18 protein-coding genes and 1 riboswitch are annotated in these 18,902 nt (G+C 40.9%); of the genes, 2 read left to right on the plus strand and 16 right to left on the minus strand.

Annotated elements, in window-relative coordinates; translation table 11 throughout:
* Positions 1–543 (plus strand): RNA polymerase sigma-70 factor, encoded by a 543-nt coding sequence (locus tag NBH14_RS05455; protein ID WP_186958629.1) that lies wholly within the window; start codon positions 1–3, stop codon positions 541–543.
* Here the strand turns inward: NBH14_RS05455 and NBH14_RS05460 are convergent.
* The 11 genes from NBH14_RS05460 to NBH14_RS05510 form a co-directional block, all read right to left on the minus strand.
* Positions 540–1,064 carry a GNAT family N-acetyltransferase gene (locus tag NBH14_RS05460; protein ID WP_186958630.1) on the minus strand — a complete coding sequence of 175 codons (525 nt, stop codon included), beginning with the start codon at positions 1,062–1,064 and terminating at the stop codon, positions 540–542. The genes NBH14_RS05455 and NBH14_RS05460 overlap by 4 nt on opposite strands.
* Before the next feature lie 40 nt (positions 1,065–1,104).
* Positions 1,105–1,704 carry a hypothetical protein gene (locus NBH14_RS05465; protein WP_186958631.1) on the minus strand — a complete coding sequence of 200 codons (600 nt, stop codon included), beginning with the start codon at positions 1,702–1,704 and terminating at the stop codon, positions 1,105–1,107.
* Between the two features lie 13 nt (positions 1,705–1,717).
* A complete protein-coding gene (locus NBH14_RS05470) occupies positions 1,718–2,203 on the minus strand; it encodes an RNA polymerase sigma factor (RefSeq protein WP_186958632.1) in 486 nt (161 codons plus the stop codon).
* Between the two features lie 99 nt (positions 2,204–2,302).
* Positions 2,303–3,109: an MBL fold metallo-hydrolase gene (locus tag NBH14_RS05475; RefSeq protein ID WP_186958633.1), complete on the minus strand. Its 807-nt coding sequence runs from the start codon at positions 3,107–3,109 to the stop codon at positions 2,303–2,305.
* A 79-nt stretch (positions 3,110–3,188) separates the two neighbouring features.
* The gene (locus tag NBH14_RS05480; RefSeq protein WP_186958634.1) at positions 3,189–3,962 is read right to left on the minus strand and encodes a LytR/AlgR family response regulator transcription factor; all 774 of its coding nucleotides are present in this window, start codon (positions 3,960–3,962) and stop codon (positions 3,189–3,191) included.
* The gene (locus NBH14_RS05485; protein WP_186958635.1) at positions 3,955–4,977 is read right to left on the minus strand and encodes a sensor histidine kinase; all 1,023 of its coding nucleotides are present in this window, start codon (positions 4,975–4,977) and stop codon (positions 3,955–3,957) included. The genes NBH14_RS05480 and NBH14_RS05485 overlap by 8 nt, the downstream gene beginning before the upstream one ends.
* A gap of 29 nt (positions 4,978–5,006) precedes the next feature.
* Complete coding sequence (locus NBH14_RS05490; RefSeq protein WP_186958636.1) at positions 5,007–6,293, minus strand: TolC family protein; 1,287 nt, start codon at positions 6,291–6,293, stop codon at positions 5,007–5,009.
* Positions 6,286–9,327 carry an efflux RND transporter permease subunit gene (locus NBH14_RS05495; RefSeq protein ID WP_186958637.1) on the minus strand — a complete coding sequence of 1,014 codons (3,042 nt, stop codon included), beginning with the start codon at positions 9,325–9,327 and terminating at the stop codon, positions 6,286–6,288. The genes NBH14_RS05490 and NBH14_RS05495 overlap by 8 nt, the downstream gene beginning before the upstream one ends.
* Entirely contained in the window at positions 9,324–10,376 is a 1,053-nt protein-coding gene (locus NBH14_RS05500) for an efflux RND transporter periplasmic adaptor subunit (RefSeq protein ID WP_186958638.1), read from the minus strand. The genes NBH14_RS05495 and NBH14_RS05500 overlap by 4 nt, the downstream gene beginning before the upstream one ends.
* Before the next feature lie 117 nt (positions 10,377–10,493).
* Complete coding sequence (locus NBH14_RS05505) at positions 10,494–11,564, minus strand: winged helix DNA-binding domain-containing protein (RefSeq protein ID WP_186958639.1); 1,071 nt, start codon at positions 11,562–11,564, stop codon at positions 10,494–10,496.
* Positions 11,557–11,742: a hypothetical protein gene (locus NBH14_RS05510; protein WP_010800915.1), complete on the minus strand. Its 186-nt coding sequence runs from the start codon at positions 11,740–11,742 to the stop codon at positions 11,557–11,559. Before NBH14_RS05510 ends, NBH14_RS05505 begins: the two co-directional genes overlap by 8 nt.
* A gap of 107 nt (positions 11,743–11,849) precedes the next feature.
* Positions 11,850–11,976, plus strand: a riboswitch (FMN riboswitch).
* Between the two features lie 127 nt (positions 11,977–12,103).
* Between NBH14_RS05510 and ribB the strand changes: the two genes are divergently transcribed.
* Positions 12,104–12,739 (plus strand): 3,4-dihydroxy-2-butanone-4-phosphate synthase, encoded by a 636-nt coding sequence (gene ribB, locus NBH14_RS05515; protein ID WP_128135031.1) that lies wholly within the window; start codon positions 12,104–12,106, stop codon positions 12,737–12,739.
* Positions 12,740–12,753: 14 nt separating this feature from the next.
* Here the strand turns inward: ribB and NBH14_RS05520 are convergent, their stop codons facing one another.
* From NBH14_RS05520 to NBH14_RS05540, 5 genes are all read right to left on the minus strand, one after another.
* The gene (locus NBH14_RS05520) at positions 12,754–14,721 is read right to left on the minus strand and encodes a hypothetical protein (RefSeq protein ID WP_186958640.1); all 1,968 of its coding nucleotides are present in this window, start codon (positions 14,719–14,721) and stop codon (positions 12,754–12,756) included.
* Between the two features lie 16 nt (positions 14,722–14,737).
* The gene (locus NBH14_RS05525; RefSeq protein ID WP_186958641.1) at positions 14,738–15,175 is read right to left on the minus strand and encodes a hypothetical protein; all 438 of its coding nucleotides are present in this window, start codon (positions 15,173–15,175) and stop codon (positions 14,738–14,740) included.
* Positions 15,168–16,376: a DUF4221 family protein gene (locus NBH14_RS05530; protein ID WP_186958642.1), complete on the minus strand. Its 1,209-nt coding sequence runs from the start codon at positions 16,374–16,376 to the stop codon at positions 15,168–15,170. The genes NBH14_RS05525 and NBH14_RS05530 overlap by 8 nt, the downstream gene beginning before the upstream one ends.
* 74 nt (positions 16,377–16,450) lie before the next feature.
* A complete protein-coding gene (locus NBH14_RS05535) occupies positions 16,451–16,726 on the minus strand; it encodes a hypothetical protein (RefSeq protein ID WP_186958643.1) in 276 nt (91 codons plus the stop codon).
* A gap of 104 nt (positions 16,727–16,830) precedes the next feature.
* A complete protein-coding gene (locus tag NBH14_RS05540) occupies positions 16,831–18,885 on the minus strand; it encodes an alpha-L-fucosidase (protein WP_186958644.1) in 2,055 nt (684 codons plus the stop codon).
* Between the last annotated feature and the right edge of the window lie 17 nt (positions 18,886–18,902).

An 18,902-nucleotide genomic window follows, 5' to 3' on the forward strand; every position in this document is an offset into this window, starting at 1 on the left:
ATGAAAGAGAATATACAAAAAATGAAGGAAGGAAACGAAGATGCATTCAAGACTATTTATAATGCATACTGGAAAAAGGTATTCCATTTTACCCAGCTATATCTGACAGACCCTTATCAACTAGAGGAAGTGGTACAGGAAGTTTTCATCAAATTATGGGAAATCAAAGAACATTTAGATGAAGAGAAAAGCCTCGAGGGACTTTTATTCATCATTACAAAGAATAAAATATTCAACCAAACACGCAAATCATTAAATGAAAAAGCTTTCATCCAAACTATCAAACATGCCGAAGAATTATCTCAAGACATTGAAAAACAAATCATAGCAGAAGATTTAAGTCAATATATTAATAAACTAATCAGTCTGTTGCCTCCTCGTCAACGGGAAACTTTTCTAATGAGTCGCGAACAAGGAATGAGTAATAAACAGATAGCCGAAAAACTCTCAATCTCAGAAAAAGGAGTAGAGAGAAATATCTATTTGGCTTTGAAATTCTTAAAAAAACAACTAACATTTTTCATTATCTTTATGAACATCTAAAACTGGTTTTCTTTTTCCATCAAAATCATAGAAAGACCTCCCATCTTTTCTTTCGAAACGATATGGTAACCTACTTTTTCGTACAGATGTAAGGTATTGGGCGTTTCTTCTCCGGTGAACAACACAAATTTACGGCAAGCCGGAAAATACTTTTCAATTTCATACATCAGGGCCTTACCGATTCCCTGATTCTGATATCCGGGATGCACAATCAATTTGCCGACATGGCAAACATCATTGCTATCTACATACCCCCGGACAGAACCGACCAACGTCCCATCAGTTGAAATATATTTCAATATAACATTGTTTTCATATTCCTTACACAAATCCTCCAATGTCTGTTGTAACGGCGGTAAATCAAAATTATCCATCAGTAAAGCAACTTCTGAAAAGGCCAGTTTTTGCAAATGAAGTATTTCCGGCAAATCCTCAGAAGTCGCTTTTATAACGGCTTCCACAAATTGCAGTTTCTGTTCCACCGAACGTCCTTTAGCTATTTGGATATTAATGATTGACATAATCTACATACAAATATATGGAGAAAAGGGGGCGGATATACTATTCTTTCTCTTCTAATTCTTTTATTTCATTGAAACTCCTCAAAATAGAGGTTATGTTCTTATCGTAAATCCTTTTATACGTCCAATAGGTAGTCAATGAAGCCAGTGCAACCATGCAAATCAGGAAGACCCAAAGATCGAACCTTGCTTTCATCTCAATAAACATACATATTGCCAAAAAGACAAACACAGGACCAAAAACAAAATTTGCAAAAAGTTTTTCACGCCTGACACATATATTATATCTGTTTATATGATAGATATTCTCATTTATTTGTTTCGATAAATCAACTTTCATCATCGTCTGAATTTTAAACGCATACCAAGCAATCCCGGATAAACATATTATGATTCCATAAATTATATAAATATCCCATGTTACAAATTTTCCTCCAAACCAGAAATAACAATAAACCATTAATGGTATAAGCAGAAGTAATGTAACAACTGAAAAAATATCATAATTTATCAACTTGTTTATTACTCTGTCTGCTTTTCTCTGTATTATTTCCCGAATCAGAGATTCTTTTAGGAGTTTATCCTCATCCAATCTGCGATTCAATAAATTCCATGTATTTTTCATTTCTTCCAGTTCCATAAAGCACGATTTTTTAAATATCCGACATCTGTTTCAATTTCTCTTTAGCACGTTTCAGCTTTGTGGCCACATTACTGATCGTCAATCCGGTGATATCCGCTATTTCCTGATAAGATTTTTCTTCCAGATAAAGCAGAACGATTGCCTTTTCCATTGTTTTAAGTTGATTAATCAAGCGGTACATTTCACGGATATTCTCCTCCATGCTTTCCGGTTCAGTCAAAGACTCTGCCAGTTGTATTACCAGAAGATCATTCTTCGGCCGGCGTTTGTCTTTTCTAACTCCGGTAATACAAGTATTGAGCGTCACCCGATATATCCAGGTAGAAACAGCACTTTCATTCCTGAATTTCGGGAATCCTATCCACAGGTTGGTTACTACCTCCTGATACAAATCTGCCAACGGAAACTCCGGTGATATGTATGCAGAGCAGACCTTATAGATAATCTTCTCATACTGTCGGATAATACCGATAAATGTTTTCTCCAAATCAACCATATCCTACTTCTCTTTTATTTGTTAGACAACAGAAATGGTAAAAAATGACATTTTTCCAGATTTTTTATATTAACCGATTTGAATGCGCTGGTACAATATCTAAGGTATCCCGACCACCAACCCTACTCCTACCTCATGGATGGGAATATGTTTATGGATTTCGGCTTTTGCGGCGAAGGAGACACAGTGGCAAGGGTATAACTCTTTGACCTGGTTTGTTTGAAAGTAGGCGATTGTTTGTTGTAACTGGTCGGACACTTCGAAAAGATGGAAACCGCCTATCACTCCGATTATCCGGTCTTCGTTACAAACCTGTTTGGCATATTCTATAATATTACAGATGCCGCTATGGGAACAACCAGTGATAATGAACAGTCCTTCTCCGCTATTATATACCAAAGCTGTATCGTCTGCAACAAAATCTTCCAAATCGTTCGTTCCGTCTTTCAATGTGCCAAAAGACTTCCGTGGTTCAAAAGTATTGGAGGAAGGAATTTCACCCAGAAAAGTAATATGGTCGCTTATCTTCAAAGGCCTCCTTGACAAAGTCAGTTCAAAGTTCTCTCTTAAACTGGATTCGGACAAAGGGGAACTGATGGAAAGTTCCCCGCATCTCCTTTCTTTGAACGCATCGGGATGGGCAACAATACGTACAGCGGTATTTATTTCCCCGGACCAATATTGCAATCCACGGGTATGGTCATTGTGCCCATGGGACAATGCGATTACAGAGACCTGTGCCAGGTCTATCCCCAACGCCTTTGCATTACGGATGTAAACATCCGAATAACCGGTATCGAGCAACAAACAGGTTTCACCATCTTCTATATAATAACAGACTGCCGGTTCCCCCAGATAATACTGGTCTATATATGTATTATTATCAACCAATACCGTTAACTTCATAACAATTCTGATTAAAGATTGATTCTTCTATTTTTCCTGACTGGGGACAAATATAAGAATAAAAGTCTCCCATCCTGTATCAGAAGTTAAGCCATAACTTAAAAGAGGACAATTTCTCTTCACTGATGGTTACCTTATTCTTATAAGGAGGGCGGAGGGCGACAACCAATTTCCCATTGAAATAAGGTTCAGCATGGTCGATGGCATCGATACAGACGATTATTTGCCGGTTTGCACGAAAGAATCGGTCCGGGTCCAGTTGGTCGGACAGTTTGTTTAGCGAAAGGTCGATGATATACTCCTGTGCATTACGGGTGACGGCAAAAGTGACTTTATTCTCCGAATAGAAATAGGCGATATCATCCACCTGTAAAGACCAGAAACGGTCGACACCCGAAATAAGAAAACGGGTACGAAAACGTTTTTCCTTATGCTGAAGCGTATCGAGCAATGTGCTCAGATAATCATCCGGTAATCCGTTTGCAGTACCCTGCATGGTTTCATATTTTATGATTGCATCCAGTAAACGGGTCTCGTCGACCGGTTTCAGGATATAATCAATACTGTTGACGGTAAATGCGCGAATGGCATACTGGTCATAGGCCGTAGTGAATATAATAACAGATTTCGGATGAACGACCGATAAGAAATCAAAGGCATTCCCATCAGCCAGCTGTATATCCAGAAAGATAATATCCGGATGCGGATGCTCTCCGAACCAGGCTACCGCCTCATCGACACTCCCCGGCAGAACAGTAATCTCCCACTCGGGACGTAACCGGGCTACCATCAAATGCAACAGACGGGCTGCCGGTACTTCATCTTCTATAATAACGACCTGTAATTTATTCATACAAAGGCACTTTTACAACAAATAAATATTCTTGCTTTTCAACTTCAATCTCTTCTCCCAACATCAACTTGCAACGTTTTGAAAGATTCTGCAATCCGACTCCGGAAGAAACATGATTCTTTTTGGGATGTATCGGATTCGTTATAACCAGCCGTTCATTCTCTATTCCGATATGAATTTTCATCGGCTTATTCATCGTAATAGAATTGTGCTTAATCACATTTTCAACCAGCAACTGTAAAGTCAGCGGAGGCAACATGGAATCGTTATATTCATCCGGAATGGCATATTCACAACTGATGCAATTACCCAATCGCACTTCATGTAAGAAAAGATAAGAACGCATGAACTCCAGTTCCTCAGCCAATGTCACCAACGTCTTATCCTGAGATTGCAGAACATACCGATAAACACTGGATAAATGTTTGGTGAAATAAATTGCATCCGCCGGACTGTATTCAATTTCGGCTATCAGCGTATTCAGGCTATTAAACAGAAAATGGGGATTCAACTGGTTCTGCAAAGCGGTATAACGTGCCGTATTATTTTCTTTCTGCAATTCTGCCGCTTCCTGCTGCAACCTCATCGTATGTTGCATCGAACGGTTCGCCAGCAACAATCCCAGGATAACCAATTCAACCAGCCATACTACGATCAGAAGACGCCAGCCTCCGTTGGGAAAGATAAGCGGCTCGGAAGTCCCTGCCAACACTTTACCAACCACCAGTAAACCATAATTCAGCAGCAGGAAAAGCAACATTCCTCCCAAATACATCAGCGTTAACTTCCAACGCCGACGAATATTCAGGGCATATTGCGTATTTATCCACAAACTCAACCGGAGCATGGAATAACCCAATACATTAAAAGCGGCAATAAAATAAATAAAAGCCCCCTGTGAATAAAGGATATCCGCAACCCGGTCAGACAAATCCGTATAATTGACTAACAGAAGATAGGAAAACGCTCCCAATCCCGAAAACAATAGACCATATAGCAAGGTATCCCATTTCATAAAAGCAAAACTACAATATTTTTAAATGATCAGTATCTATTCAACGCTTTTATTAATTCCGAATAATGTCCCTGCGCAGAAACTTTAGCTTGTACATAATTCAGTTGAGAATTCTGACGATAGGTTTGGGCTTCGATCACCTCTACAACCGACACCTTTCCTTCTGCGTATCGTTCCAGGGCTTTCTGTTCATTTTCGCGTGCTTTCTCCAACGAACTACCGGTCAGGCTGACCCGCTCCAATGCTTGCGACAAAGAAACGCGGGCTGTTTGTACTTCCAGATTCACATTGTCTGTGACCTGGTTCAGATTATCTTGCGCCATACCGATACGGTGGGAAGAAGCACGTTTCTCATTTTTACGTTTTCCCCATTCAAAAAGTGGAACAGACAGTTTCGCATACACGGCATAGTTAGGATCAAGATCGGAGCGAAGGTCATAACCGGGTGAAGAATAGCTACCGTCTATCCCTATATATAATTGAGGTTTATATTTAGAATCCGCCAACTTCAACGAACTTTCAGCTATACGTATCTGATCGTAGGCAATTTTCAGTTCCGGCCGATCGGATACATCCGATTGTTTGATTTCGTCCGGGATAACTACCGGAGGAATTACAGAGTCAATTTCTGTCGCAGTATGTAGTTCAATCCCAATCAATGAGTTTAGAGCCATTAATCCAGTTTCCAGATTACTTTTAGCTTGTAACAACTGATAATCTGCTTCGTTCAATTTCACTTCCGCCATCAACTGGTCCTGAGGATCGACCAGTCCGACCTCCACTCGTTCCCGGATTGTCCGGGCCAACGAAGCGATAGAATTACGATACTCGGTCGACACCTCCACTATTTCAGCACGTGCTACCGTATTCCAATACTGCATATCAGTCTGATAACAAACTGCCGAACGAAACAGTTCCTCCTGATGCGTAGCCATTGCTTGTTGATGTTTGGCCATACGGATTGTTTCAAGGATACGGCCGCCGGTATAAACCGGTTGCAACAATGTAAGCGAAGCCCCGTACTTCAAATTTTTACCTTCAAAGGTCATCGGGTTTTCCATCGACGGTAAATCCAACGTCAACTGTAACGGATTTCCCGTATACTGAAAATTAGTATTTCCGGATAATTTCGGTTTCAAATCGGCTTTAGCAGATTTCTCCAATTCAATACTGGCAGAGATATTCTTATCCGCAGCTTTCAAATCATGGTTGTAAGATACTGCCATCTGCCTGTACTTCTCCAGCAGACGACTCTGCTGGGAAGATACAGAAAAGGCAGAAAATAAAAAATATATAATTATGAATGATTTATACATGATTCTCTTTTTTTACCTTATAAAACATTACGTAGAGCGTAGGTGTGACAAATAGAGTCAACAATGTGGCAAAAGTCAGCCCGAAGATAATCGTTGCCGCCATCCCTCCGAAAGCCACATCGAATAACAAGGGGACCATTCCCAAAATAGTCGTAGTTGCTGCCATCAGAACCGGACGCGTACGTGAAACCGTAGCCTCTATGACAGCCGTATAAGGTCCCGTGCCATTACGCCGCTGTACATTTATTTCGTCGATCAGAACGATCACATTCTTTATGATCATACCGAGCAATCCCAGCCATCCGGCAATCGGGAAAAAGCCAAAATCAAACCCGGTCAGCAACATACCGATTGCAACTCCGATTAACGACAACGGAAGCACACACAAGATAATCACCGGTTGCCGGAAATTATTAAACAATGCCACCAGTATAACGAACAGCATCAGAAATGCCAACGGGAAATATTTGGCAATCGCCTGCATGGCTTCTCCCTGATCTTTGAACTGTGAATCCCAAAAGAAAGTATAACCTTCCGGCAAACAGATCTTTTCAATTTCACCACGTATCTCACTATGGACTTCCGCCATCGTATGACCGGATTTCACACCACACATAGCGGCCATAGACAACTGGCGGTTATAGGTCCGTATCTGAGGAAATTCCCAGGTCGTCTCGATCCGTTCTGTCACCTGTGACAGTGGCGCAGAGCGTTCCCCGTTCCAAACCGAGAAATCACCCAGTGAACGGCTGTCGGTAATATCTACGCCTTCTGATTTCAACAAGACAGGGACTTTCTTTTCATTATCCCGGTATATTCCGATAGGCATACCATCATTGATAGACTGAACCGACTCCATCATTGCCGCTTTTGTTATACCTAATGCACCTGCTTTCACAGGGTCATATACCGGACGTAGCATCAATGCCATATTCCCCCATTCATTACGAGCATCAACCACTTTCGGATTACGACGCATAATGGTTATAGCTTCCCCAGCAAGCGAATCGAGTACTGCTGGATCCGGCCCCAGGAACCGGGCTTCAATAACCGCTTCCGTCAATGGACTCAGTTCAAACTTATTTACTTTGATCAATGGCTCAGGATAGACTAACCGGATGGAATCCTGCAATAAAGCATGTAACTTCCGCGACTCCTTCGATGTACGGCATTTCACCAGCAGTTGAGCATAGTTCGGCTGTGGCCCGAACGAAACATTCGACAGATAATAGCGCGGGGGAGTACGTCCGATATAGGTCGACACCATCTCCGTTTCCTCATGCTTGTTGATATAATCGGCCATATTACTTGCAATCCGGTCTGTTTCCTCTATATTCGTTCCTTCAGGCAGCCACATGTCCAATGTAAAATACTGTTTATCCAAAGCCGGTACAAAAACTTTCGGGATATATTTAAAACTCCAGGCTGAAAGAAACAACAATCCCACCAACCCGGCAACCGTTACATATCTGTATCGGATTACCCAATGCAAGGAAGAACGGAAAAGATTATAATATTTACCGGAGAATAACTCACCTTTCAATTCATCCGGCCGTGGACGACGTGCAAACTCCTGGATAAAGAACGGTGTCTGCATCAAAGCAAATATCCAGCTGAACATCAGGGAGACTCCGATCACGACCACCAAAGAAGAAAGTAATTCACCCGTTATATGTGGTGAATAATAAATGGGAAGAAATGTCAGAATCGCAATCACTGTAGCCGCCAGTAACGGCATAGCCGTAGATGAACAGGCACGCATGATAGCCACCCGCTTGCGCATTCCCCGTTGCATATTGACCAGCGCCGAATCAGATACGACGATTGCATTATCGACCAGCATCCCCATTGCAATAATAATAGCTGCCAACGACATACGTTGCAGGGCGATACCATTTGCCATCATTACAATCAGCGTTGCAAAAATAGAGAAAATCAACCCGCTCCCCACCAGGATACCATTCTTGAATCCTATAAAAAATAACAGAATGGCAACAACCGTCACCACAGAGATAATCAGATTCAGGATAAATCCGTCATTAGCCACAGCCGATTCATATCCCTGATCATAAATAGAGGTGAGCTCATAACCTGCGGGCATATTTCCGGAAAACCAGTCTACCCGCTCCTTTACAGCTTCGGCCATATCCACCACATTCCCGGTCGGAATAGTGGAAACAGCAATACCCACTGCCGGACTGCCGTTTATCCGCATCATATTGGAAACCGGTGTCTGATAACTTTCTTCTATCCGGGCTATATCACCCAACCGGAAATGTTCACCAGTCCGGGAGACAATAGTCAGATCACGTATATCGTCCAGTGAATAGAAATTACCGGTCGACTCGACCCGGATACGGTTTACCCCGGCATCTATTCCTCCGGCATCCACCATCTTACTTTGTGCCTGGAAAGTCCGGGCTATATCGGCAGAAGTAATTCCGCTGCGTGCCATGACTGAAGGAGTGACCAGCACATCTATCGTCGGCGTGCGGACTCCGTAAATTTCAACTTTTGCAACATCTTTTACTTTCAAGAGGTCATTCTTGATCAGTTTCGCCTGATCTTCCAATTCCCGGTAAGAATGCCCGTTGCCGGTCAAGCCATAGAACACGCCCAAAACATCCCCGAAATCATCATTTACGATAGACGTCCCCGCCCCTGCCGGGAGCTTACCCTGCACATCACCAACCTTACGGCGCAATTTATCCCAAAGTTGCTGCATCTCGTCGGCGCGGGTTTCTTTCTTCACATATACCGTTATTTTAGAAAGGCCGGCCCGGTTTTCCGTTTTCAGGTAATATAATTCACCTAGCGACTGGATTGATTCTTCCAGTATATCGGTAACCTGCGACTGAACTTCCGAAGGAGAAGCTCCCGGATACGGAGTCAGGACTAAGGCCTGTTTAATAGTAAACGGAGCATCCTCCAATTTTCCCATCTTCCAGTACGAGAACAGGCCACCGGCAAGCACCAGCACCAACAGCAAGACTGTAACAGCCTTTTTCTGCAAAAAGAATTTTACCAGCTTCATTGTCTTCCGGATTCAGAGATTACTACTTTCATTCCGTCAGACAGGAAACGAAGTCCGCTAACCGCGACAGTTTCATTCAATTTCAATCCGGCACATATCTTTACCTTTCCGTCAGGCAATAACTTTTCTACCTGTACCGAACGCCGGCTAACCACCTGGCTCTCCGGATCGACAATCCAGACATAATCACCTACGGAAGGACGGTGGCACAAAGCTGACTGCGGAATGGAAATACCAACTGCATTATCTGTCGGAAGGATATCCAGCAATGCTTTACCGGACATACCAGCCAGCAATCCACCGTCCTCATTAGGTAACAGGGCTGTTAATAAATAAGAGAGATTATTACGGGTCGTTCCCTTTGAAATCTCTATAACACGGGCCTTATAGAGTGTATCCGGATCAGTGTCAAAACGTAGTTCGATTGCATCCAGCGAACGGGCCGCCGCTGCAATCGACTGGGTTACATATATTTCAATCTTCAACTGATCTATATCAATAAAAGACAACACCGGTTGTGTGGCTTTCACATCCTGGTATTTTTCAATATAGACCTCTCCCACATAACCGTTGAAAGGAGCAATCAATCGGGTATCTTCCAATTCGTTCACCGCCATATTAAAAGCGGTCTTAGCAGAGGTATAGTCGGCTTTTGCCTTTTCGTAGGCACTGGCGGAAAGATTATCCTTTTCATACAACACCTGTATTCTTTCAAACTCTGCCTTTGCCTGATTATAAACGGCTTCAGCACGTTCACGGCGGATATGAAAATCGCGCGGATCTATTTCGGCAATAATATCTCCCCGTTTATAGGAATTACCGGCATATACATCAAAACGATCGATTGGGCCACCCACCCGGAAAGAGAGTTCCGAAGTACGACGAGGCTGTGCAATAAATGGAAATTCCTGATTGGTTACTTCAGAAACAGCTTTTGCTTCTGCCGTATTAACCACCATACCATGTTCTTCCCGGGTCTCTTTCCCCTTACAGGCAGAGAGCAGGACAAGTAGACTAATAAATAAAACTGAATGAGCGTTCACCTTCATATTGCGTTTTCAAATTTTCGCAAAAGTATGAAGGGTACAGGACTCCCAGCCAAAAGGATTTACTGAAACCGGGAAACAAATGACTGAAGACCGGAAATAAACAGATAAACTATTTTATTACTTAACAGATTTACCCATAAAAGTCTTATACCTATCCCCTGCCTTTTCCAATAACTCTTTATCCAAATCCGGACATTCGACAAAGAAGGACGTATCAAACGTCATACCGCTTTTCCTTTCCACTTTTTTCCAGTTACCGACAATCTGCCCGTTATATAAAATGACCGGATAGAATATTCCGAAATTATTAAAGGCTTTCGGATGGTGTTCTTTATCCATCACAGCGGTACGATCTTTGTAACTGATGAGATATTCATCAAAAGGAGGCATAAAATGTAATACATCGCTAGTCCTGAACTTTTTGTCCCACTGCTGATGGAGAAACAATTCCTGCGAGGCAAATTTCTCTTTATTCAATTCACCGTCGATTGCAGCAATTGCCTGACGTGCCTCTGCCACAGGTAAGCCTGACCACCAGACAAAATCACTCAGGCTGGCCGGCGAATGACTTCTGAAATATTTTCTAGCAAGCAAAGCCAATGCTTCCTCCTTATGTAATTCTTTAACCTTAGGAGCACGTTCTTCCAATAGAGCATAAGTCGCCTTTTCTTTTCTATCTGCTCCGCTGCATATAATACCTTCCTGTTCTGCCCGTGTGAAAAGATAACCTAATTTAGGAGAATCAGGCATAATACCAGCCTTCACAATCTCATCCTCCAGTTCTTGTTTTGTAAGATGGTTATTACCCTCCAATACCTTTTCAAACAAATCATTCGCTTTGGTGTAGGTTCTTTCAGGAATATCCACTCCGTTACCTTTAGCAAAGGAGTTGCACGCAGCTATGATCCGTTGCGATGACAACTTCAGCATCCAACGGATATCTTCCGCCGCTACCAGATGCCAGGTGGGACGCATCACATGAGTCCGCAGAATATCTCCCCGCTGATACGCATCGTTAATTGTCTGTAATGTAGCTGATTTCAGCCGTATTCCCAGCGCCCACTTAACCATTCTATACTCTTGTGCCTGGACAGCTCCCATCCAGGAAACCAAATCCTTGGGATCTTTAAATTCCGGACGAACTAATTGCTGACTTCGCAAACGGATATCGGTGAGCATCTTACTCATATTTCTTGAAGTTATACTTATTACGCAATAGCTGTTGCTCATCCGCGTCCAACGATGTAAAATAGGCTTTCCAACCCGGACAATAATCAATGTGCCAACGCCAGAAACGACCTAATAATGACCGTGGATTTTTTTCAAATTTCGCCCGTATCGGGCATTTGCTACAATTGTGTCCCATGATATTTTATTGATTAATATTTCTACAAATATAATTATTGTTTTCAGAATTGCACTTTTAATCTGTTTATCCTGTTTGTTTTCCTAATTCTTTCTATTTTTGTGACCAGTATTCTTCGGGGCAGGGTGTAACTCCCTACCGGCGGTGACAGTCCGCGACTCCTCTGCAAAACAGAGGACTGACCTGGTGAAAATCCGGGACCGACAGTTAAAGTCTGGATGAGAGAAGAAGACAATAACGATAGTACGACAATTCTACCGGCATAGTCATTATGCAGGAGAAGTGTTGTATATAGTATTCCCTCCTGCCCTGCTGCAATATGCTAACTATTTAACAACTACTTAAATTACAGGGTTTGAAAATGAAAACGATCAAAAATTTCGGTGTTGACTACAAAGAACGCGTAGAAAAGGCGATCAGCTGTTTACAGGCAGGAAAAGGTATTCTGCTGGTCGATGACGAGAACAGGGAAAACGAAGGAGATATTATCTATTCCGCAGAAAAGATGACAGTAAAAGACATGGCTTTGATGATCCGTGAATGCAGCGGCATCGTATGCCTTTGCCTCACTTCCGAAAAATGCAGATCACTCGGTTTGCATCAGATGGTAGACGACAACACCAGTAAGAACCAGACAGCATTCACCATCTCGATAGAAGCCAAAGAGGGTGTAACCACCGGAGTCTCGGCTGCCGACAGGATACAAACGATAAAAACGGCAATTGCCCAAGGTGCCAAACCGGAGGACTTATCCCATCCGGGACATGTTTTCCCCCTGCAAGCCAGAGATAACGGCGTTTTAGAACGAAGGGGCCATACCGAAGGAAGCGTAGACCTGGTGAAACTCGCCGGCCTGGGAGACACAGCCGTTTTATGCGAACTGACAAATGAAGACGGGACAATGGCACGCATGCCGGAAATCATTGATTTTGCAGAAAAACACGGGATGACAGTCGTCTCGGTCGACGACATATGCAGGTTTAGGACAGAGGCTTAATTAAATCACAACCGCTACTGAGAAGCATCCATATTGTATGGATACTTTTCAGTAGCATCTATTTTAATTTCCGGAATATCTGTTACAAAATAGGGATGTCCGTTTCTACAGAAAAAGACTTGTTCTTCTTTTCCTTTTGTCAAATTCCGTAACCAAAATAAAGCATTTTCCGGTACTTCATAATATAATGTTCTATCTTCAGCTATCTGCTTTCCCAAAGATATCCAACCTTTTATTCCATCATTATAAAATAACTCATATTCATCGCCCGGACACACATAATTATCGTCATTACGAGGACAAATCAATATTTTTTTAACAGAAGCAAGCTTACCTAAGTCAAATAAGATATGGCAAGTGGTATCCGCAGATTCAAAATAAGATAATATATCCTTATCATTCAACTTATCCATAGAATTCTCAGGATAAAGAGGTTTCAATTTATTCACCACTTTAACAGGTATTTCTTTCTGTCCTGTCATATCCTCAAAAAAAGCAATCTCTGCCAATTCTATAAACTGATCTGGTGCCGAATTATAACGGATATACCGAATCCCCGAAGTATCCTGTGTCAAAAATTCATTATAATTGGAAGATAAGGTGTCTTTTAATGTTAACAGTTCCTTCGGGTTGTCGAAAGACAAGTTTTTAGATCCTTCAATTTCGACTCCTACGATACTTCTATACAAGAAAGCCTTGATATTTTTTATCAATGACATTTTGCGGGTAAGAGCGACCTTCTCTTTCTTCTGAGTATCCGGTCTAAAATAACTGACCTCCCCTGAAGCATACAAAAAAGGAAGGCCTGCCTCCAAGTGTGTTTTTCCATCCGAATATAAAGGCTGATAAATAAGATTCGGTTCCACGTTTTTAAACACGACTTTACCTCCACTGTTCCTTCCCATATCGATAGGAATCCATCCCTTGGAGCTAAATACACCTAAATAAATATACCGGTTTTCGACATCAACATTTATTGTAAGCTCATTTTTACCAATATAATTATCAGTTACATCTTTAATAAAACGATTTTTAAACAGCACCGGAAGATTTTCATAATTAGTTATGCCGGAAATCGGTTCCTGCTGCATTCCGAAACACTCACGATATACCTTCCCTTTTTTCCGACCATCGTCTTTCATATTCCCGGCGATCTCATACCAGGTTATCCAAAAAGGATAAAAATAGCCGGTCGAATCCCTAACCACAGTCCATTGGTGACTTCCTTGATACTCCGGTGAACAAACAAACATATCAGTCGCAACCGGAATACCACATGCCCTCATTGCATAGATAGCGACATCACACATCTCACGACAATATCCAACCCTATGATTAAATAAAAACTTAGCACTCAGCCGAGGCATATCGAAATCGGTCAAATAAAAAAACTCTTTCTCGCTTAATTCTTTCGCCAACACATTACAAACAACTAGTGGATTCACACAACCCTTCAAAGAGTCAAGGCAAGATATATATTTTTTGAAATAATTCGTTCGCCAACGGCTTAACGGCTCGTCGCCTATCCGATATGGCAATATCAATTCACAGAAATCATCGAACGATAGATTTCTGTTCCAAAGGCTACCTTTCCAAACCTTAAAAGACAAATCTATATTCTCTATCAGGTAATCTGCCGTAATAACATGAGCATCATATACCTTCGGTAATAAATAAGGAGAAACTTTTGTCCATTTACTAATAGCAGAATCAGTAACAAACTGTTCTTGTTCAGCAACAGCTAAGACTTTTTGGATAGAATCCAGCCTCCATCCTTCATATCCATAATAGCGAGGCATATTCCGAATCAGAAACCGAGCGGATTCCAGTTTCTCTGGATCCGAAGCATAGTGCTCCAATACTTTCTCCAACTCATTTCGATTATCCCCAGCAAAATTTAATGCATACTCCAATTGCTTGTCTTCAAAACTCAAACAAGAATAGAACAAATAACAAAAAAAGAAGAACAAACAACATTTCATATTCACAGCCTATAGATTATTCTTTGGGAGGATATTTCTCTCGCAAAAAGGTATGATCTTTTAGTGCAACAACTTTTTTGTTCTTTATTACCGCCACTATGGGATAGATTGACTCCTGATATTCTTCAAAATAAAAATTATCATCCTTATCTATCAATACATTCTCCCGTCGTACATTTTCTTTACCCAAACGGATACGTAAATCTTTATTAGATATTACATGAGTAAATATGAACAATATTTCATTTTTATCATTATACTCTTTAAAAAAATACTCTGCATCTGAAATACAGCCTGTACAACCAGAATTAGGTATCAACATGATATACTGACAGTTCACTGTAGTTGAATCAAGATAATTATCAAAACTCCTTTTTACAGCTTGCTCAAAACTCCGAGGTTGACAAGCTGCAAGTAGTAAAAATCCTAAAATATAAATTATAGCTTTATTCATTGATTTCAATTTTAAATTGATAAAATGTCATTAAATCTTCATTATCATTAACGACTTGTATATTTAAGCCATCCTTTGTCACAAAACTATTTGTGTAACGCATATCAATATCGTCGGGTAACATACCTTCACCTAAATAATTAAAGTCTTTATCTAAAACAATCACAATAACAGGCTGAGTTCCGGATACAAATTTTCGCAGTTTCTCAGTCTTTGGCAAACATGCAAACCTATAATAAAGATTTCTATATTTATCATACAATATACTTCTATAAGTAGGAATAGAAAAAAACCAATCTCGTACTCGATCTTCATTATTATTTGTTCTCAAATCTTTTTTCTCATCATATGCTTTTATTTCTTTTATCAAATTACTACCAGCGTAATATTTACTCTGCATATTATTTTGCAATGAATATACATACAAATAATGATCCTGAGGAAAACTAATAATCATATTATTTTCCTCTTCATTCACATCAAAATAAGGCATTCTATAAAAGCCTCCTCCCCAATTATATTTTTGATACTGCTCCGGATAGTTATTAGCAAATTTCACAGAATCTTCCTGAAAATCATATATTGTAGTAACCGGACGGTTCGTAGAGGTTTCTGCCGTCGTCTCTGCAGTTCCCATACCTCCAAATACTAATTTATGACTTATATATTTCATGGGGCTATTTGTCTGAAGATAAGGAAAAGATGGAATAAAATCCATACTTTGTAATTCATCTATATTCAAACGCCTTTTCCATATAATCTCCAAGTGTGAATTTAACAAACAAACAAATTCTGTATTGACATTATAGACAAACAGACTATCCTCATTTACATAATCATATCCTTGAATCAAACCTACTCCTTTACTTCCTTCCAAACTAAATTGTTTTTTTCGACTCATTATACCTTGATCATAATCAAAGAAATATACAGAATTATCATGAGCATTATATATTGATAATTCATTTGTATGATCAATATATTGTATATACATTGATGTTGGGGAAAAGTTTTCATCTATTATAATATCTTTCTTACCTAAAATTTGTATTGAACAATTATTGTCAAACTTTCCATAATATTTATTTTTCACACTTTTTTCAGCACAAGAAAAAAGAAGTAAACTAATAAAAAAACAAAAGATTTTTCTCATATAATTTTGTAATATAAATATCATTCCAATAAAAATATTTGAGGGCATACAAAATCTTTTTTTTATAACAAGACTCTTAGTTCACAAACAATGACTTCAAATACCCTCATATTAATTAAATATCAATCTGGAAATTCATAAGCAGCTGTACTAAAACAATTTTCACTATCCCAATAACCAGGTTTAACACAAGAAGAACCACCATCTTCAGGAATATTCTTTTTACAAGTCCCAGTATTTCTACTACCTTCACCTAGACAAATAGTTTCCATCTTAGCCATTGATTCCAAGTTAAAAAGATTTCCAAACAAGATCTTTGTCTCATTCAGCCCTACATTCCACACTGCCATTAAAGCTACCGCCAAAACGGCTACGACTTTTAATACTCTCTTTTTCATTTCTCTTTATTATTAAATTATACAAATGTGTTATTACACTCTCTATTAAAGACAGCAAAGACCTTCACAGGCCCTTGCTGTCACCATCAATTATGTTGAATATCTCAATCTTCTGTAAGCACAGAAAATTCAGCAATTCCAACACGTTTAGCATTATCCACTATTCGTGTTGCCTTAAAAACCAGTTTTTGTCCTTTTACTGGTGCAAAATGTATTTCCTGTTCAATAGGATTGTTTTTGATATTCGAGAATTCACCGGAAGCGACCACTTTACCATCTATCAACAATTGATAATCGGAAATATGACCATTCGTATCACGTCCCTGATTCGGAGTATAAACAAAACCCTTGATCGTATGTGGCTCCGCCAGTTCGATCACCAGTTCTTTTTTATTTTCCGGCAGATAATAAGTCGAATAGCCGTTCCCATCGAAAATCTGGGCCGTACGGTCATCCATTGGGCTTAGGACTTTATAAGCTGTAGCAGGCAGATCAAAATACCGCATGCCGACAGGTCCTGTTTTACCCGATTGGGGATCATAAGTGACAGTTTTTATCATAGCTTTTGTATCCAATATGAACGGAGCTTCATATTTTATTGATTGGGCAGTCGGTTCCGTTCCATCCGTCGTATAATAAATATCGGCACCTTCACTTTCTGTTCCGATGCGTACTTCGTTTTTGGCATTACGCATAATATAGGGCTGTTCCAACAACGGAGGGGCCAGGAAAGCCTCCACATTATTGATACACAACGGACCTTTCGATTCTGTAAAACTTATACGGAGGACATCCGCCGGAGTTGTTTTAAAACGAACGATACGTTTATACCCGATCGTCGAAAGCGTATCGGCAGTTTCAACAGGCATCCATTTCCCGTCTTTCTCTACTTCCAACATAAAAGCACAGACACGTTGCCCCAACGGGATATATTCCTGTATCAGCACACGGTTCAGAGAAGTTCCGGCAGGTAACGGGAATGTCAATGTCCCGGTTGTCACGCCATCAGAGGTAGCCCAATAGGAATCCCAGTTACCATCTGTTACATTGCCTGCATTATACGTTCCACCACGGGTTTCACTGGCTTTCGGTTTGATATCTTTCAGTAAATTATCTTTCAAGTCTGCCGTGATGGTGTGATACCAGTCGACAGCACGTGCCGAATCGACCGGATGAATCTGTCCGCTCAAAGCTACCGGGAAATTCAACAGAAAATTGGCATTATGACCGACACTGCGATAATAAAGATCCACCAGGTTAGGAACGGTACGGACCTGATGGTCTTCGCGATGATGATAAAACCATCCCGGACGGATAGAGACATCGCATTCTCCCGGCAGCCATTTATCACCGTCTTTCATTCCCCACTGGGCCTGACTGTAATGTTCTTCTTTATCGTATGAATAAGGAGCCCAGTTCGTTTCGCCCGCCCAGCCCGACTCATTACCGATCCAGCGGATATCCGGAACGGTTCCACCAAAGATCATGGCACCCGGATGCTTGGATTTAATCATTTCGCGGGCCGTCTCATAGCCGTAATATTCTTTCGGGTTAATAGAACGGCTTTCGTCGGTACCGCCGTACCACCCGTTTCCGCCATTCGCCCCGTCGAACCAGAATTCGAACAGCGGACCGTAATTAGAGGTCAGTTCGTTAATCTGTTCATGATAAGTTTTTTGATAACCTTCCCGTCCATACTCGGCATTATGACGATCCCAGGGAGAGAGATAAAGGCCGAATTTCAGTCCGTATTTCTTACAGGCATCCGACAGTTCACGGACCATATCACCCTTTCCGTCTTTATAGGGAGAATTTGAAATATTATAATCGATCGTTTTTGTAGGCCACAGACAGAAGCCGTCATGATGTTTGGCAGTCAGTATCACCCCTTTCAGTCCGGCCGCCTTAATGACACGCACCCACTGTTCGCAATCCAGGTCAGTCGGATTGAATGTTCCGGCAGGCGTATTCCCATATCCCCATTCCAGATCGTTGAACGTATTCAGTCCGAAATGTACAAAAGCATAGTTTTCCATTTTCTGCCAGGCAACTTGTTCCGGAGTCGGAACAGGCAAGACGGGAGCAGGCGGGGCCACTTCCTTGCAAGACAAGAATGTGCAGACACAAAGGCCAACAATTAATATATTACTTGCATTCATAGTATTTTCATGATTTA

The sequence above is a fragment of the Parabacteroides caecihominis genome (assembly GCF_023656785.1).
Classification (GTDB): domain Bacteria; phylum Bacteroidota; class Bacteroidia; order Bacteroidales; family Tannerellaceae; genus Parabacteroides; species Parabacteroides segnis.

Coding starts and splice junctions, on each gene's coding strand:
- NBH14_RS05535 (WP_186958643.1), bottom strand. CDS start 16,726: ATGAAAAAGAGAGTATTAAAAGTCGTAGCCGTTTTGGCGGTAGCTTTA.
- NBH14_RS05540 (WP_186958644.1), bottom strand. CDS start 18,885: ATGAATGCAAGTAATATATTAATTGTTGGCCTTTGTGTCTGCACATTC.
- NBH14_RS05485 (WP_186958635.1), bottom strand. CDS start 4,977: ATGAAATGGGATACCTTGCTATATGGTCTATTGTTTTCGGGATTGGGA.
- NBH14_RS05495 (WP_186958637.1), bottom strand. CDS start 9,327: ATGAAGCTGGTAAAATTCTTTTTGCAGAAAAAGGCTGTTACAGTCTTG.
- NBH14_RS05530 (WP_186958642.1), bottom strand. CDS start 16,376: ATGCCCTCAAATATTTTTATTGGAATGATATTTATATTACAAAATTAT.
- NBH14_RS05520 (WP_186958640.1), bottom strand. CDS start 14,721: ATGAAATGTTGTTTGTTCTTCTTTTTTTGTTATTTGTTCTATTCTTGT.
- NBH14_RS05455 (WP_186958629.1), top strand. CDS start 1: ATGAAAGAGAATATACAAAAAATGAAGGAAGGAAACGAAGATGCATTC.
- NBH14_RS05475 (WP_186958633.1), bottom strand. CDS start 3,109: ATGAAGTTAACGGTATTGGTTGATAATAATACATATATAGACCAGTAT.
- NBH14_RS05470 (WP_186958632.1), bottom strand. CDS start 2,203: ATGGTTGATTTGGAGAAAACATTTATCGGTATTATCCGACAGTATGAG.
- NBH14_RS05510 (WP_010800915.1), bottom strand. CDS start 11,742: ATGGGACACAATTGTAGCAAATGCCCGATACGGGCGAAATTTGAAAAA.
- NBH14_RS05500 (WP_186958638.1), bottom strand. CDS start 10,376: ATGAAGGTGAACGCTCATTCAGTTTTATTTATTAGTCTACTTGTCCTG.
- ribB (WP_128135031.1), top strand. CDS start 12,104: ATGAAAACGATCAAAAATTTCGGTGTTGACTACAAAGAACGCGTAGAA.
- NBH14_RS05505 (WP_186958639.1), bottom strand. CDS start 11,564: ATGAGTAAGATGCTCACCGATATCCGTTTGCGAAGTCAGCAATTAGTT.
- NBH14_RS05460 (WP_186958630.1), bottom strand. CDS start 1,064: ATGTCAATCATTAATATCCAAATAGCTAAAGGACGTTCGGTGGAACAG.
- NBH14_RS05490 (WP_186958636.1), bottom strand. CDS start 6,293: ATGTATAAATCATTCATAATTATATATTTTTTATTTTCTGCCTTTTCT.
- NBH14_RS05465 (WP_186958631.1), bottom strand. CDS start 1,704: ATGGAACTGGAAGAAATGAAAAATACATGGAATTTATTGAATCGCAGA.
- NBH14_RS05525 (WP_186958641.1), bottom strand. CDS start 15,175: ATGAATAAAGCTATAATTTATATTTTAGGATTTTTACTACTTGCAGCT.
- NBH14_RS05480 (WP_186958634.1), bottom strand. CDS start 3,962: ATGAATAAATTACAGGTCGTTATTATAGAAGATGAAGTACCGGCAGCC.